Below are 14,036 nucleotides of genomic sequence, written 5' to 3' on the forward strand. Positions count from 1 at the left end.
CGCCCCAGCCCCTGCCCCGCCCCCGCCTCTGCCCCGCGAGGAAGGATCCACATGACCACGCTCTCCACCCCGTCCGGACGCCCCCGGGCCCGTGCCCTCGGCCTGCTCCTGGACGGCACCCCCGGCCCCGCCAACGCCCTGACCGACGTCCCCGGCGTGCGGATCGGCTACACCACGCTCGTCGAGGGCGAGCAGGTCCGCACCGGCGTCACCGCGGTGCTCCCGCGCGGACGCGAGGGCGTGGGCACACCGTGCGCGGCCGGCTGGTACGCGCTGAACGGCAACGGCGAGATGACCGGGACGACCTGGATCGAGGAGACCGGCGCGCTCAACGGCCCGGTCATGGTGACCAACACCCACGCCGTCGGCACCGTGCACCGGGGCGTCGTCGACTGGACCGCCGCCCACCGGCCCGACCTGGCCCGGCAGTGGCTGCTGCCGGTGGTCGCCGAGACCTGGGACGGCTACCTCAACGACATCAACGGACCGCACGTCCGCGCCGAGCACGCGATCGCCGCGATCGAGTCGGCGGCGGCCGGGCCGGTCGAGGAGGGCTGCGTCGGCGGCGGCACCGGGATGAACTGCTACGGCTTCAAGGGCGGTTCCGGCACCGCCAGCCGGGTCGTCCGCTACGGCTCCGCCGACTACACCGTGGGCGCCTTCGTCCAGGCCAACTTCGGCGACCGGCGCGAACTCGTGGTCTGCGGCGTCCCGGTCGGGCGGGAGCTGTCGGCGGACAACCCGATGGAGGACGGCGACTGGTTCGCCCCCGGCGGGGCCGGCTCGGTGATCGTCGTGATCGGCACGGACGCGCCGCTGCTGCCCGGCCAGTGCAAGGCGCTGGCCCGCCGGGTGCCGCTGGGCCTGGCCCGGACCGGCACCAGCGGGGGTCACTTCTCCGGTGACGTCTTCCTCGCCTTCTCCACCGCCAACCCGGGCGCGCTGGGCAGCTCCTTCCCCCGGGGCGAGCCCGGCGACACCGACTACGACACCCTGCGGTTCATCCCCTGGGGCCGGATCGACCCCTTCTACGAGGCCGTCGTCCAGGCCGTGGAGGAGGCGGTGCTGAACGCCCTGGTCACCGCCGAGGAGACGACCGGCCGCGACGGCCACCGCTCCCCCGCACTCCCCCACCAGCGGCTCCGCGAACTCCTCGCGGCGCGCGGCGCGTTGGCGGCGGCCGAGGACGGGACACCGTCCGTCCCGGGCGCGGGGCCGCTGTCCGCGTAGCCGTGGCCGTGACCGCGGAAGTCGTCGCGGCGGCCCCGCACCGGCGTCCCGCACCCGGCCGTGCCGGTCCGCCGCCGGAAGGCCCCGGCACCGTAAGGTCCTCTCCGGAAGACGAGGCCGACCGGTCACCCGGACCGGGGCGCCGGAAGGCGTCGGGCCGCGGGAAGATCGGGACGAAGGGCTGGCACGTCACATGCAACAGCGCAGTCTGCGGGACCTCCAGGTGTCGGCCATCGGCCTCGGCTGCATGGGGATGTCCGCCTTCTACGGCACCGCCGACCAGGACGAGGCCGTCGCGACCATCCGGCACGCCCTGGACCTCGGCATCACGTTCCTCGACACGGCGCAGGTCTACGGGCCGCTCACCAACGAGTCCCTGGTCGGCGAGGCCGTCCGGGGACACCGTGACGAGTACGTGATCGCCACAAAGTTCAACTACCGCATGGACGGCGCCGTTCCGGGCGACATGTCGACCGTGGGCCGCCAGGACGGCTCGGCCGAGCACGTCCGCGGTTCCGTCCACGGTTCGCTCGCGCGGCTCGGCACCGACCGCATCGACCTGTACTACCAGCACCGGGTCGACCCGGAGGTGCCCATCGAGGAGACCGTCGGCGCGCTCGGCGAACTGGTCGCCGAGGGGAAGGTCCGGTACATCGGACTGAGCGAGGCGAGCGCCGAGACCATCCGCCGCGCCAACGCCGTTCACCCGGTCACCGCCGTCCAGAGCGAGTACTCGCTCTGGACACGAGACGTGGAGGCCGAGGTCCTCCCCACCTGCCGGGAGCTCGGGATCGGTTTCGTGCCGTACTCCCCGCTCGGCCGCGGCTTCCTCGCGGGCCGCTTCAGCTCCCCGGACGAGCTCGACAAGGACGACTTCCGCCGCACCAACCCGCGCTTCACCGAGGCCAACCTGGCGGCCAACCTCCGGCTCGCCGGGAAGGTGAAGGAGATCGCCGCGGAGAAGCAGGTCACCCCGGCCCAGCTGGCGATCGCCTGGGTCCTGGCCCGCGGCGAGCACCTGGTGCCGATCCCGGGCACCAAGCGCCGCAGCTACCTGGAGCAGAACGCGGGCGCGGTCGACGTCGAGCTGACCGCCGAGGACCTGGCCCGCATCGAGGCCGAGCTGCCCGCGGTCGCGGGCGAGCGCTACGACGAGGACGGGATGCGGGCGGTCAACCGCTGAACGACCGCCGCTCCCGTCGCCGGACCCGGAGCCCGGCGACGACCAGGGGCGCGACTGCCGCTCCCCCCGGACCTCCGGGCCCGGGGGCGGCGGCGGGCGTGCGTCAGAAGTACCCCTCCCGCTTGCGGTCCTCCATCGCCGCCTCGGAGAGCCGGTCGTCCGCACGGGTGGCGCCGCGCTCCGTCGAACGGCAGGCCGCGAGTTCCGCGATGACCTGGGCCGGGGTCGTCGCGTCCGATTCGACGGCTCCGGTGCAGGACATGTCGCCGACCGTGCGGTAGCGGACCAGCCGGGTCTCCAGCCGCTCGCCCTCCCCCGGGCCGCCCCAGCCACCGGGGGTGAGCCACATGCCCGCGCGGGCGAACACGTCCCGGAGGTGGGCGTAGTAGAGCGCGGGGAGGCCGATGCCCTCGCGCTCGATGTACTGCCAGACGTCGAGCTCGGTCCAGTCGGACAGCGGGAAGACCCGGACGTGTTCGCCGGGGCCGCACCGGGCGTTGTAGAGCCGCCAGAGCTCGGGGCGCTGGCGCCCCGGGTCCCAGCCGCCGGACCCGTCGCGGATCGAGAACACCCGCTCCTTGGCCCGGGCCCGGTCCTCGTCCCGGCGGGCCCCGCCGAACACCGCGTCGAACCCGTGCCGCTCGATCGCGGCCGTCAGCGGGACGCTCTGCAGCACGTTGCGGCTGCCGTCGGGCCGCTCCCGCAACCGCCCGTCGTCGATGAACTCCTGGACGGAGACGACGTGCAGGCGCAGCCCGTGGGCGGCGACCAGGCTGTCCCGGTGGGCGAGGACCTCCGGGAAGTTGTGCCCGGTGTCGACGTGGAGCAGCGGGAAGGGCAGCGGCCCGGGGCCGAACGCCTTGCGCGCCAGGTGCAGCAGGACGATGGAGTCCTTGCCGCCGGAGAAGAGCAGCACGGGCCGCCCGCACTCGCCCACCGCCTCCCGGATGATCTGCACGGCGTCCGACTCCAGCAGGTCGAGCTGGGAGAGGCCGGGCGGGCCCGTGCCCGGTCCGTCGGGCGGAGCGCCGCCGGCCGTCACGGCGCGCACAGTCCCCGGTCGGTCAGGAGCGCGCGCAGCGCCCTGACCGACTCGGCCTCGCTCTGCCGGTCCGTGTCGAGCCTCAGGTCCGGCCGCTCCGGTTCCTCGTACGGGTCGTCCACCCCGGTCAGGCCGGTGAGCAGCCCCTCGCGCTGCCGCGCGTAGAGGCCCTTGACGTCGCGCCGGGCGCAGACCTCGACCGGCGCCGCGACATGGACCTCCAGGTACGCCGTCCCCGACTTCTCGTGCCGCCTGCGCACCGCCTCGCGGGCCTGCTCGTACGGGGCGATGACCGGCACCAGCGTGAGGACGCCGTTGCGGGCGAGCAACTCGGCCACCAGGCCCACCCGTTGGACGTTGGTGTCCCGGTCGGCGCGGGAGAAGCCGAGGCCGGCCGAGAGCAGGCCGCGCATCTCGTCCCCGTCCAGCACCTCGATCCGGCGGGCCTCGGCCCGCAGTTGCGCGGCGAGGGCCCACGCGATCGTCGACTTGCCGGCGCTGGGCAGGCCGGTCAGCCAGACCGTGGCCCCGGGGAGGCCCTCGCGGGAGGCGACGGGGCGGGACGGATCGTTCACACCCGCTAGAACGAGGCCGGCGCCGTGACGACACGATGCCGGGCGGCTCCGTACCCCCGCGGGGCTCCGCGTCGTTGGGTTCCCATGTGAGCGCATCCTCCTTCCAGCCGGTCCCCTCCGAGCGCTTCCAGCCGGTCCCGTCCGAGCGCGACGGCGGCCGCCCGCGCCCGCCGAAGGTCTTCGGCCTCGGTCTGACGCGCACGGGCACGCGCTCCCTGACCGCGGCCCTGGGCGTCCTGGGGTTCGACGTCGTCCACTACCCGGTCGACGGGGCCACCTACCGGACGCTGCTGGCCGGCAGCGCGCGGTTCCCGCTGCTCGAATCGCACGACGGCCTCACCGACATCACCGTCGTGCCGTACTACCAGGACCTCGACCTCGCCTGGCCGGGCAGCAGGTTCGTACTGACCGTCCGCGAGGAGGAGAGCTGGCTGCGGTCCTGCCGGACGCACTGGGAACGACCGCTGCCGGACCGGGGCGACGGCCGGGACGTCCGTCTCGAAAGCGACCTCCAGCGCTTCCTGCGGGCCGCGGTGTACGGCTGCCACGCGTTCCACGCGGAGCGGTTCCGCGGGGTGTACCGGCGGCATGTCGCCGAGGTGGCCCGGTACTTCGCGGACCGGGCCGGCGACCTGCTCGTCCTCGACGTCGTCGGGGGCGAGGGGTACGAACGGCTCGCCCCCTTCCTCGGCGTGCCGGTCCCGGACGAGCCGTTCCCCCACCTCAACTAGCCAGGGATCCGGCCGGTACTCCGGTGAGGGTTCTCCCTCGGCCCCGCTCACCAGGTCACGGGCAGTGACCGCATCCCGTAGATGAACGACTCGGTACGGAACTCGCGCTCGCCGGCCGGCCGCAGCCCGGGCAGCCGGCGGAACAGCGTCTCCAGGGCGATCTGGAGTTCGGCGCGGGCCAGCGGCTGGCCCAGGCACTGGTGCACGCCGAAGCCGAACGCCAGGTGCCGCCGGGCGTCCCGGTACACGTCCAGCTCGTCCGTCGCCCGGTGGCCGGCGCCGCCGAACGCCGCCTCGTCCCGGTTGGCGGTAGAGAGCATCGCCATCACGCCCTCCCCGGCCCGGACGGTGACGCCGCCCAGCTCCACGTCCTCCAGCGCCACCCGGGGCAGGCCGGTGTGCACGATGGTCAACAGCCGCAACAGCTCCTCCACCGCGCCCGGCAAGGTGGCCGGGTCGGCCAGGCCGGGGATCTGCTCGGGGTGGTCCAGCAGCAGCGCGGTCGACAGCGCGATCATGTTCGCGGTCGTCTCGTGCCCGGCGACCAGCAGCAGCACGCCCATGGCGGCCACGTCGACCGGGGTCAGGTCGTCCCGCGCCGCGAGTCGGCTGAGGACGTCGTCCTCCGGCTGTGCGCGCTTGCGGGCCGTCAGGTCGCGCAGGTAGTCATGGACCTCCTCCTGGGCCTCCCGGAGCTGCTCCACGGTGCTCTCCCGGTTGAGCATCGTGCGGCTCAGGCGCTGGAAGCGGTCGTGGTCCTCGTACGGCACGCCGAGCAGCAGGCAGATCACCAGCGAGGGCACCGGCAGCGCGAAGTCGGTGACCAGGTCGGCCGTGGTCCGGCCCGCGGTCATCCGGTCCAGTGCCTCGTCCACGATCCGCTGGATCTCCGGGCGCAGCGCCTCCACCCGCTTGACCAGGAACTCCCCGGTGAGCATGCGGCGCTGGCGGGCGTGCTCGGGGTCGTCGAGCCGCAGGAAGTCCGGATTGTCGGTGATCAGCTCGCGAGCGCCGGCGATCAGCAGCGGGAAGGTCGGGTGGCGAATGTCGGCACTGAACCGGCGGTCGGACAGCACGGTGCGGACCTCGGCGATGCCGGTGACCAGCCAGCAGAGGTCGCCGTCGGGCAGCACGGCCCTGGTCACCGGCCCGGTGGCGGCGGCCTCGGGGTACGCGGGCGGCGGGCCGAACGGGCAGCCGCCGGAGTGCCGGGCCGGCAGTGGGAGGACGGGGGTGGTGGGTGCGGTGGTCACGGCGGGGGTCTCCTCACGTCGCGGGTGTTCTCGTGGGGTTCGGGGCCCGGGAGGGTTCCCGGCGGCCTGCGGCGGGGGTCCGTCAGGCCCCGGTCCGCGCGGGCTCGTCCCCGGTGACGGTGATCGCCCGGCCCGGGCAGAGCTCGGAGGCGAGTCTGACGTCGTCGAACTGCTCGGGCAGCAGGACGGTCTGACGGAGCCTCACCAGACTGTCCCGTTCGTCCTGGTCGAAGACCGCGGGGGCGTTCGTCACGCACATGCCGGAGCTGCAGCAACGGTCCCGGTCGACGCTCACCTGCATGTCGGGCACCTTTCGCCAGGGCGGCGCCGGCTGCCCGGCGGCCGCCTCTCGTTGTCACGGTCAAACTAGCCGTCGCCGGTCCGCTTACGGACGGGTACGGTGGCCGGACCGAGAACGGCTGAATCGGCCCCTGTGCGTGAACCCCCATGGCCGCACAATGCGTTCAACCCGTGGTACTTCATCGGAGGGGTCGGCGGACCCGGCCGCGCGGACGGCATCACAAGCCTTCGGCGGTGGCCAACTCCCGCACGGAGGCCACTGTATCGGCCTCGGCGGCGCTCCTGTCCGTCCGGTAGCGCACCGCCCGGGCGAACCGCCGGGCCGGCCCGGCGGGGTGGCGGGGGCCGCGCCGGAGGCCGTCGAAGGCGACCTCGACGACCGGTTCCGGCCGGACCGGCACCGTCCGGGCGTCCCGCCCGGTCTCCCGGGCGGCACCGCACTGGTCGTACGGCTCCGCTCATGACAGAACCTACCCGGGGCGGAGTCCTCGATGCCGCCGCGTCGCGGTCAACGCCTCGGTACGGACGGTCTGTTCGAAGCGGCCGCCCGAACTGATGCCGGTCAGCGCCGCCCGCAGGTCCCGTTCGAAGGCGTCCTTCCGGCCGCCGAGCCGGGCAGGGGTGAAGGAGGAGTGCGAGAACTGGAGGCCGATGACCTCGTCGAGGGTGCGGTCGATGCGGTACGTCCAGTGCGCGGCCGTGACGCGGGGGAAGGGGGAGCGGCGGAGGATCTCGCGGTTCGACTCCTCCTGTTCCGGGCGGGAGCCGTCGTCTCCGCCGCCGGGGAGCGTGCGGTACGCCTCCCGCACCTCGTCCACGGCGCGCGACCACGCCGTCCCGGCCGGTTCCGTGGCCACGATGACCACGCCGCCCTCAGGGTTGACGAGGCCGTCGAGGTCGGCGAGGACCTGCTCGCGGGACATCCAGTGGAACGACCTGCCCATGACGCAGAGGTCCAGCGGGGGAAGGCCCAGCGCGCGCAGGTCCGAGGAGTCTCCCCGCCTCCACCGGATGGTGTCGACGCCCTGCCGTTCGGCGATCGACCGGCCTTCTTCGAGCATGCCCGGTTCCGGGTCCACCGCGATGACGCGGGCGACCAGCCGGGACAGCGGGAGGGCGAGGATGCCTGGCCCGCATCCGAGGTCGAGGGCCGTCTGGGTCCCGTCCAGCCCGAAGGCCTCGGCGAGGAAGTCGAAGAGCTCCCGCGGGTACCGCGGCTGGTAGCGGGCGTAGTGCGACGCGCCGGAGGCGAAGAGCTCACCCGGGGAGGACATCCGGACCTCCGACGACCGGCCGGGGCGTGCCGGGCGGGTTCACCGCCGCCCCGTCCGGGCGGGTGAGGGGCGGCAGGGCTTCCGGCAGGCGGTCGGCGGCGGCCTCCCAATGGGCTCGCGTCCGGCCGGCGTTCGGTGGGGGCCGGCGATCCTCGGGAGGCACCGGGAATCCGGTCGTCACGGGCGGGTGCACGGGCGTTCCTCCGACAGGCGGCGGGCGGGGCGGGCTGGGAAGGCGGGGGTGCTGGGTTGCGGTGCGTATCGCCACGTGCACCATAAGTCACAGGTAGGTGGTTCGTCCGACGACTGATCGCCGTCGCTCCAAGCCGAGGAGGCGGGACATGGCGCCCCACCCTCACCCCGACCCCGCGAAGCCGCGTTCCGCTCCTCGTCCGGGCCTCGCGGACACGACCTGTGTGATCACCGGAAGCGCGTCGGGCATCGGTCGCGCCGTCGCCCACGCCTTCGTCGGCGCGGGAGCCCACGCCGTCCTGGTGGACCGGGACTCCGACGGGCTGCACCGGGTCGCCGGAGAACTCGGCCCGACGGCCTCCGTGGTGGTGGGCGACATCTCGCGGCACGCGGACTGCCTGGAGGCCGCGCGGGCGGCCGAGGGGACGGCGCTGCCGGTCCGGTCGCTGGTCAACTGCGCGGCGAGCTTCCTGGCCCTCGGCGAGGGCGCCGGCCCCGCGGACTGGGACCGGAGCCTGGGCGTGAACGTCAAGGGCAGCGCGATGATGACGTCGGCGCTGGCCCCTCTGCTGCGCAAGGCGGGAGGGGCTTCGGTGGTCAACGTCGCGTCCGTCTCGGGGCACATCGCCCAGCCCCGCCAGTGGACGTACAGCGCCGGCAAGGGGGCGCTGCTCGCGCTGACCCGCTGCCAGGCGCTCGACCTGGCGGACGACGGCATCCGGGTCAACAGCGTCTCGCCGGGCCTGATCTGGACCCCGGAGACCGACCGGATGACCGGCGGCGACCGGGCGCGCTGGGGGCCCCTGCTCGGCGACCACCACATCCTGCGGCGGGTGGGGCAGCCGGAGGAGGTCGCGGCCGTCGTGCTGTTCCTCTGCGGGCCCGGCGCGTCGTTCATCACCGGCGCCGACCTGCCGGTCGACGGCGGCTACCTGGCGATGGGCCACAGCAGGTCGGAACCCGAGGTGCTGCCGGGGCGCAGGGACGACCGGGCCCCTTCCCGGCACGTGGACGGGACGCCCGCATGATGCACGCCGTACTGGCGACCGGCAATCCCCGCAAGGCCGCCGAGATCGTCGAACTGCTCCACGGGGTCCTGGAGTTGCTGCCCCGGCCCGGGTGGCTTCCCGAGACCGTCGAGGACGGGACGACGGTCGAGGAGAACGCCTACCTCAAGGCCTCCGCGGTGGCCCTCGCGACCCGCCTGCCCGCGGTGGCCGACGACACCGTGATGGAGGTGGACGCCCTCGGGCGCGCTCCCGGGCTGTTCTCGGCCCGCTACGCCGGCGAGGGCGCGGGCGACGCCGCGAACGTGGCCAAGGTGCTCGCCGAGATGGCGGGTGTCGCCGCCCCGGGCCGGGGAGCCCGGGTGCGCACCGTGGCGCTGCTCTGCTACCCGGACGGACGGCGGGTGGTCAGCGAAGGGGTCGCCCGGGGCCGGATCACCGAACGCCCGCTCGGCGACCGCGGGTTCGGCTACGACGCCGTGTTCGTGCCCGACGACGGCGACGGACGCACGCTCGGCCAGATGACCGCGGACGAGAAGGCCCGGCTGTACTGCCGGGGGCGGGCGTTCCGCGGCCTGGCCGCCTCCCTGAAGAGCGCGGCATGCCGGTCGCGCTAGAGCTCGGCGGACACGCGACGGTCCTGATCCGGGCGGACGCCTTCACCCTGCTCTGCGACCCCCACCTGCACGACAGCTACCGCGGCGGCCTCCTCGGCTTCGCCCCCGCTCGACGCGTCCTGCCGCACGCGCTGCCCCGGCCCGACGCGGTGTGGATCTCCCACTCCCACCGCGACCACTTCGACCTCGCCTCCCTGGCCCGGCTCGACCGGGCGCTGCCGGTCCTGCACCCCGACGACCCGAGGATCGCGCACGCCCTCCGCCGGCTGGGCTTCCGCGACACCGTCGTGGTGCGCGACTGGACGGCGTTCAGCCCCCGCCGGGGCGTCGAACTGACCTGGACGCCCTCGACGATGGCGGTCCCCGAGCACGGGCTCTCGGTCCGCACCCGGGACGCCTTCGTCTGGCACATGGTCGACAGCCTGGTCACGCCCGCGTGGGTGCGGCGGCTGCTCGCCGACGGACCACCGCCGGACGTCCTGCTGGCTCCCTGCCAGCCGATCGAGGAGACCCGCAGTGTGGAGGGCGTCCCACCCGGAGTGGACCCGGACTGGTCCGACCCGCTGACGGCGCTGATGGCACAGGTCCGCCCCGCACACGTGGTCCCGCTGCCGGAGGGGCAGTACGGGCTGGGCGAAGCGGCCTGGCTCAACGGGCACAAGTTTCCCGTACCGCCCCGGCTGGTCGACCGGGCGCTGCGCGCGGACGACCCGGACCGCCGGGTGCTGCGCCCCGGCCCGGGAGACCGGCTCACCGTGACGGGAGGGACCGTGCGGTGGGAGGAGGCCGCCGCGGAGTGGGTGCGGGCCACCGACGAGCCGCGCGACCGCAGCTACCGTCCGGGAAGCTGGATCGGCCGGCTGGCCGCGGGCCCCGGTCCCGCCGCCGGGGACGGCCGGAGCGCGCCGGACGGCCACAGCGGAGCGGCCGCACTGGACCGGCTGTTCCCCGGGCTCCCGGGGCTTCCCGGGGCTGACGCCCCCTCCGGCCGGGTGACGGTGCCCGGCCTGCCCGAGCTCGCCACGGCCGCCCGGGGCCGGCTCCGCGCCACCGCGTACCGCTTCGTCACGGTGGGCGCCGGCGCGGAGCCGCTCGCGGAGCGGACCGTACGGCTGGGCGTCGAGGGCACGCTGTCCGCCCTGCCGCCGGAGAGCGTGCCGGACGTCGAACTGGCGGTCTCCGTCCGGGATCTGGACGACCTGCTCGACGGGCGCCTGGGCTACTCCGCGGCGCAGTACGGCGGGCGGCTGCGCGAGGTGCGGCCCGGGCCGGCGGCCGATCCCGACGCCGGCCCCGCCGTTGTCACCAGCCGTCATGACCCGGTCCCCGCCACCGGGGCGGTGATGCTGTCGGGCATCGGGCTGTTCGCGATCCTGCTGCGCGCCCGGCTCGGTTCGGCACTGGTGGAACTGGACCACGAGCTCGACGCCCGGCTCCCGGACCGTCCGGTGCCTTCGGTGCTTCCGGTGCTTCCGCCCTCCGCGCCGCCGGCCCGTACCCTTCCCCCGGTCGTCCGGCCTCAGTCGCGGGCCGGGGAGCAGCCGCCCCGGTTCTGGCCGCGCGTCGCCCGCTGCCTGGCGCGGGGCGAGGACCCGTCCGCCGCGTCCGGGACCTTCACCGACGCCGGTCGTACGCACTACCTCGGTGTGCTCGGGCGCGGCGAGTGGCCCGCGCCCGAGCCCGGGCCGGACGACGGCGTGGGGCTGCTCGTGCTGACGAGCCTGCTGGACGCCCAACCCCACCTCGGTGGCGGGGTGCGGTTCCCGGACTCCTCCTACCGGCGGTTGCTGGCGAACATCGAGCACTCTCCCGTCCGCCGGTGGCGGGTGGCGACGGCGCTTCCCCCGGGGGTGCGGGTGCCCCGGTGGCGTGCGGCCTCGCTGTTCCCCGTCTCGGCCGAGCGGCTCCGGGCCGACCTGGCCCGCCGGGGCTGGGACGGCGAACTGCTCGGCCCGGTCGGTCCCGACCCCGCCGTGACCGGCGGAGCCGAGCGCTGCTGGTGGCTCGGCGTGCCCCCGCTGGAGGGGCCGTCCGACGGCCGGCGGGCCCTGGTCCTCCAGGAGTCGCCCGGGTGCCGGCTCCACGGTCTGGTCGAGGCCGCCCCCGGGCCGGAGGACCCGGCAGTGGAACAGCCCGACTTCCGCGTGCGGGCGGCGCTGTCCCGCCCGTCGGCGCCACCGGACGCCGTCCTGCACGCACTGCTCGGCGGTGACGTGCGGTTCTCCTGGCTGCTGCCGCCCCGGGAGACCGTACGGAAGGCCGGACGGGCCGTGGACCCGGTCGCCTTCGCGGAGCGGGTCGCCCTGCTCGCCCTCGCGGAACTGGCCCGCCGGGCGTACCCGAGGACCGGGCCGCCACCGGCCGGCACCGGCTGACCCCGACCGCCCCCGGCCGCTTCCGACCGACCTCAAGGACCGTGATGCTCTCCGAACTACCGCCCCGGCACCGCCCGGACCACCTCCGCGCCGCGTGCGTCATCCTCGACGGGCAGGACCGGGTCCTGCTCACCGAACCGCGGTCGGCCGACGAGCGGCCCGGCCTGCCCTGGGCCGTCGTGCCGCCGGGCAGCACCGCTCGGGAGACCGCCGCGGCCGTGGCCCGCCACGCCTGCCGCCAGCGCGTGGCCGCGGCCCGGCTGCGCTACCTCACCGAACTCCACCTCCCGCCCGGCCCCCACGGGGAAGCGCCCCACGACCTGCGGGTGTTCGTCCACCGGTACGCGGGCGCCTCCCGGCGTACCGCACCCGGCCCGGACCTGCGCTGGAGCCCGCCGCAGTCCGGTACCGGGGAGGGCCTTGGACTCGACGCGGCATCCGCGTACTGCGTCGGCGAGTTGCTGCGGCACCGCCCCGGCGACGCCGCGGACGACGGCGGGATCCGTGCCGTGGCCGAGATCGAGGACGAGGCGCGGCGGCTGATCGATCCGGTCCCCGCGCTGTGGCGCAGGGACGGAGCGGCCCGCGTGGTGGTCATCGGCCCGCCCGCCGTCGGCAAGAGCACCCTGCTGAAGCGGCACACCGCCCGCGCCCCGGACACCGAGCACGTGCGGGACGTCGTCCCGGTGCGCCGGGACCGGGGCCCGGGCCCGGACAACTACCTGACCCGCTACCTGCGCGGGGACGACGCCTCGGGGTTCTTCTGCCAGATGGAGACCCTGCTGCTGCGGGTCCTGCAGAACCTCCGCACCGGCGAGAGCGGCGTCATGGACCAGGACGTGCACAGCTCGCTGGCCTACGCCAAGGCGCTCCGGCTGAGCGGCGCCCTGAGCGCCCAGCAGTACGAGACGTACTACCGCTACCACCACCTGATCACCTCCGCACTGCCGCCGCCCGAGGCGGTGGTCCACCTGACCGCCCGTACCGACGTGCTGATGCGCCGGCTGCGCCGCCGCGACCGCGTCCTGGAGCGCTCGTTCACCAGCTCCTACGTGTCCCTGGTGGCCCAGTGCTTCGAGGACGTGGCCGAGGAGCTCGCCCCGCGGATCCCCGTCCACCACCTCGACACCTCCGAGCTGAACCCCGACCAGGTGCTGGCGCGCTTCGAGGAGCTGCTCCCCGTGCGCACCGGCTCCGCCGACCGAAGGACCGACCGACATGACCAAGCCCAAGGCTGACTGGCGCAATCCGGGACCCGCTCCGACCGGCGGCCCGCTCATCGACACGTTCGGCCGGGTCGGCGGCGACCTCCGGATCTCCGTGATCGATAAGTGCAATCTGCGGTGCACCTACTGCATGCCGGCCGAGGGGCTGCCCTGGCTGGAGAAGGAGGAGCTCCTCACCGTCGACGAGATCGACCGGCTCGCCCGGCTCTTCCACTCCCTCGGGGTGCGCGACTTCAAGATCACCGGCGGGGAGCCGACCGTCCGCCGGGAACTGCCCGAGATCGTGGCCCGGGTGTGCGCGCTGGAGGGGGTGGACGTCTCCATCACCACCAACGGGCTGCTGCTGGACCGCCTGGCCCGGCCCCTGCGGGAGGCGGGGCTGCGCAGGATCACGGTGTCCTGCGACTCCCTGATGAGGCACCGCTACGCCGAGATGACCCGTCGGGACGCCTTCGACAAGGTGACCGCGGGGCTGGAGGCGGCCCGCGAGGCCGGATTCGACCCGATCAAGATCAACTGTGTGGTGATCCGCGGCAGCAACGAGGACGAGGCCGTCGACTTCGCCCGCCTGGCGCGGGAAGGCGGCTACGACGTGCGCTTCATCGAGTACATGCCGCTGGACGCGGAGCGGACCTGGGAGCGGGAGAAGGTCGTCCCGGCCGCCGAGACGCTGGCGGCGGTCTCCGCGGCCTACGACCTCGCCCCCGTCGTCCAGGACGCGCCGCAGCCGGCCACCTCCTTCCGCTTCGCCGACGGGGCCCCGGGGGTCCTGGGCTTCATCCCCTCGGTGACGAAGCCCTTCTGCGACAGCTGCAACCGCATGCGGACCACGGCCGAAGGAGCCTTCCGCGTCTGCCTGTTCGCGCTGGAGGAGACCGACCTGCGCACCGCGCTCCGCTCCGGTGCCGACGACGCCGAACTGGAACGGCTGGTCCGCGAGGCGCTCTGGCACAAGTGGCCCGGACACAAGATCAACCACCCCGACTTCGTCCGGCCCGACCGCAGCATGTCGATGATCGGCGGCTGAAGCC

General features: G+C 74.6%; 13 protein-coding genes. 8 read left to right on the top strand and 5 right to left on the bottom strand.

The window, feature by feature from the left end; genetic code table 11:
- Positions 1 to 51 precede the first annotated feature (51 nt).
- Positions 52 to 1,230 carry a DmpA family aminopeptidase gene (locus ACWDD9_RS21885; RefSeq protein ID WP_449812412.1) on the top strand — a complete coding sequence of 393 codons (1,179 nt, stop codon included), beginning with the start codon at positions 52 to 54 and terminating at the stop codon, positions 1,228 to 1,230.
- Positions 1,231 to 1,423: 193 nt separating this feature from the next.
- Positions 1,424 to 2,413, top strand: a complete 990-nt coding sequence (locus tag ACWDD9_RS21890) for an aldo/keto reductase (protein WP_449812413.1) — start codon at positions 1,424 to 1,426, stop codon at positions 2,411 to 2,413.
- Positions 2,414 to 2,516: 103 nt separating this feature from the next.
- Here the strand turns inward: ACWDD9_RS21890 and cysD are convergent, their stop codons facing one another.
- Entirely contained in the window at positions 2,517 to 3,455 is a 939-nt protein-coding gene (gene cysD / locus ACWDD9_RS21895) for a sulfate adenylyltransferase subunit CysD (protein ID WP_049653051.1), read from the bottom strand.
- A complete protein-coding gene (gene cysC / locus ACWDD9_RS21900) occupies positions 3,452 to 4,030 on the bottom strand; it encodes an adenylyl-sulfate kinase (protein ID WP_049653039.1) in 579 nt (192 codons plus the stop codon). The genes cysD and cysC overlap by 4 nt, the downstream gene beginning before the upstream one ends.
- Positions 4,031 to 4,116: 86 nt before the next feature.
- On the opposite strand from cysC, the gene ACWDD9_RS21905 reads away from it, so the two are divergent.
- The gene (locus ACWDD9_RS21905; protein ID WP_053112125.1) at positions 4,117 to 4,761 is read left to right on the top strand and encodes a sulfotransferase family protein; all 645 of its coding nucleotides are present in this window, start codon (positions 4,117 to 4,119) and stop codon (positions 4,759 to 4,761) included.
- A 47-nt stretch (positions 4,762 to 4,808) separates the two neighbouring features.
- Here the strand turns inward: ACWDD9_RS21905 and ACWDD9_RS21910 are convergent, their stop codons facing one another.
- The 3 genes from ACWDD9_RS21910 to ACWDD9_RS21920 form a co-directional block, all read right to left on the bottom strand.
- Positions 4,809 to 6,014 carry a cytochrome P450 gene (locus tag ACWDD9_RS21910; protein WP_449812414.1) on the bottom strand — a complete coding sequence of 402 codons (1,206 nt, stop codon included), beginning with the start codon at positions 6,012 to 6,014 and terminating at the stop codon, positions 4,809 to 4,811.
- Between the two features lie 82 nt (positions 6,015 to 6,096).
- Positions 6,097 to 6,315, bottom strand: coding sequence for a ferredoxin (locus tag ACWDD9_RS21915; RefSeq protein ID WP_049653036.1), 219 nt, complete (start codon positions 6,313 to 6,315; stop codon positions 6,097 to 6,099).
- Between the two features lie 469 nt (positions 6,316 to 6,784).
- Positions 6,785 to 7,588, bottom strand: coding sequence for a class I SAM-dependent methyltransferase (locus ACWDD9_RS21920; protein ID WP_449812415.1), 804 nt, complete (start codon positions 7,586 to 7,588; stop codon positions 6,785 to 6,787).
- A gap of 416 nt (positions 7,589 to 8,004) precedes the next feature.
- Between ACWDD9_RS21920 and ACWDD9_RS21925 the strand changes: the two genes are divergently transcribed.
- Genes ACWDD9_RS21925 through moaA form a run of 5 tightly spaced genes read left to right on the top strand, consistent with a single transcriptional unit; the run spans position 8,005 to position 14,032 of the window.
- A complete protein-coding gene (locus tag ACWDD9_RS21925; RefSeq protein ID WP_449812416.1) occupies positions 8,005 to 8,808 on the top strand; it encodes an SDR family oxidoreductase in 804 nt (267 codons plus the stop codon).
- Positions 8,805 to 9,404 carry a non-canonical purine NTP pyrophosphatase gene (locus ACWDD9_RS21930; RefSeq protein ID WP_449812417.1) on the top strand — a complete coding sequence of 200 codons (600 nt, stop codon included), beginning with the start codon at positions 8,805 to 8,807 and terminating at the stop codon, positions 9,402 to 9,404. Before ACWDD9_RS21925 ends, ACWDD9_RS21930 begins: the two co-directional genes overlap by 4 nt.
- Positions 9,389 to 11,779, top strand: coding sequence for an MBL fold metallo-hydrolase (locus ACWDD9_RS21935; protein ID WP_449812418.1), 2,391 nt, complete (start codon positions 9,389 to 9,391; stop codon positions 11,777 to 11,779). The genes ACWDD9_RS21930 and ACWDD9_RS21935 overlap by 16 nt, the downstream gene beginning before the upstream one ends.
- Positions 11,780 to 11,823: 44 nt before the next feature.
- A complete protein-coding gene (locus tag ACWDD9_RS21940; RefSeq protein ID WP_449812419.1) occupies positions 11,824 to 13,017 on the top strand; it encodes a deoxynucleoside kinase in 1,194 nt (397 codons plus the stop codon).
- The gene (moaA, locus tag ACWDD9_RS21945) at positions 12,998 to 14,032 is read left to right on the top strand and encodes a GTP 3',8-cyclase MoaA (protein ID WP_049657070.1); all 1,035 of its coding nucleotides are present in this window, start codon (positions 12,998 to 13,000) and stop codon (positions 14,030 to 14,032) included. Before ACWDD9_RS21940 ends, moaA begins: the two co-directional genes overlap by 20 nt.
- The last annotated feature ends 4 nt before the right edge of the window (positions 14,033 to 14,036 follow it).

Source organism: Kitasatospora sp. NPDC001119, assembly GCF_053598475.1.

Coding starts and splice junctions, on each gene's coding strand:
- ACWDD9_RS21885 (WP_449812412.1), top strand. CDS start 52: ATGACCACGCTCTCCACCCCGTCCGGACGCCCCCGGGCCCGTGCCCTC.
- ACWDD9_RS21890 (WP_449812413.1), top strand. CDS start 1,424: ATGCAACAGCGCAGTCTGCGGGACCTCCAGGTGTCGGCCATCGGCCTC.
- ACWDD9_RS21915 (WP_049653036.1), bottom strand. CDS start 6,315: ATGCAGGTGAGCGTCGACCGGGACCGTTGCTGCAGCTCCGGCATGTGC.
- ACWDD9_RS21920 (WP_449812415.1), bottom strand. CDS start 7,588: ATGTCCTCCCCGGGTGAGCTCTTCGCCTCCGGCGCGTCGCACTACGCC.
- ACWDD9_RS21930 (WP_449812417.1), top strand. CDS start 8,805: ATGATGCACGCCGTACTGGCGACCGGCAATCCCCGCAAGGCCGCCGAG.
- ACWDD9_RS21935 (WP_449812418.1), top strand. CDS start 9,389: ATGCCGGTCGCGCTAGAGCTCGGCGGACACGCGACGGTCCTGATCCGG.
- ACWDD9_RS21940 (WP_449812419.1), top strand. CDS start 11,824: ATGCTCTCCGAACTACCGCCCCGGCACCGCCCGGACCACCTCCGCGCC.
- moaA (WP_049657070.1), top strand. CDS start 12,998: ATGACCAAGCCCAAGGCTGACTGGCGCAATCCGGGACCCGCTCCGACC.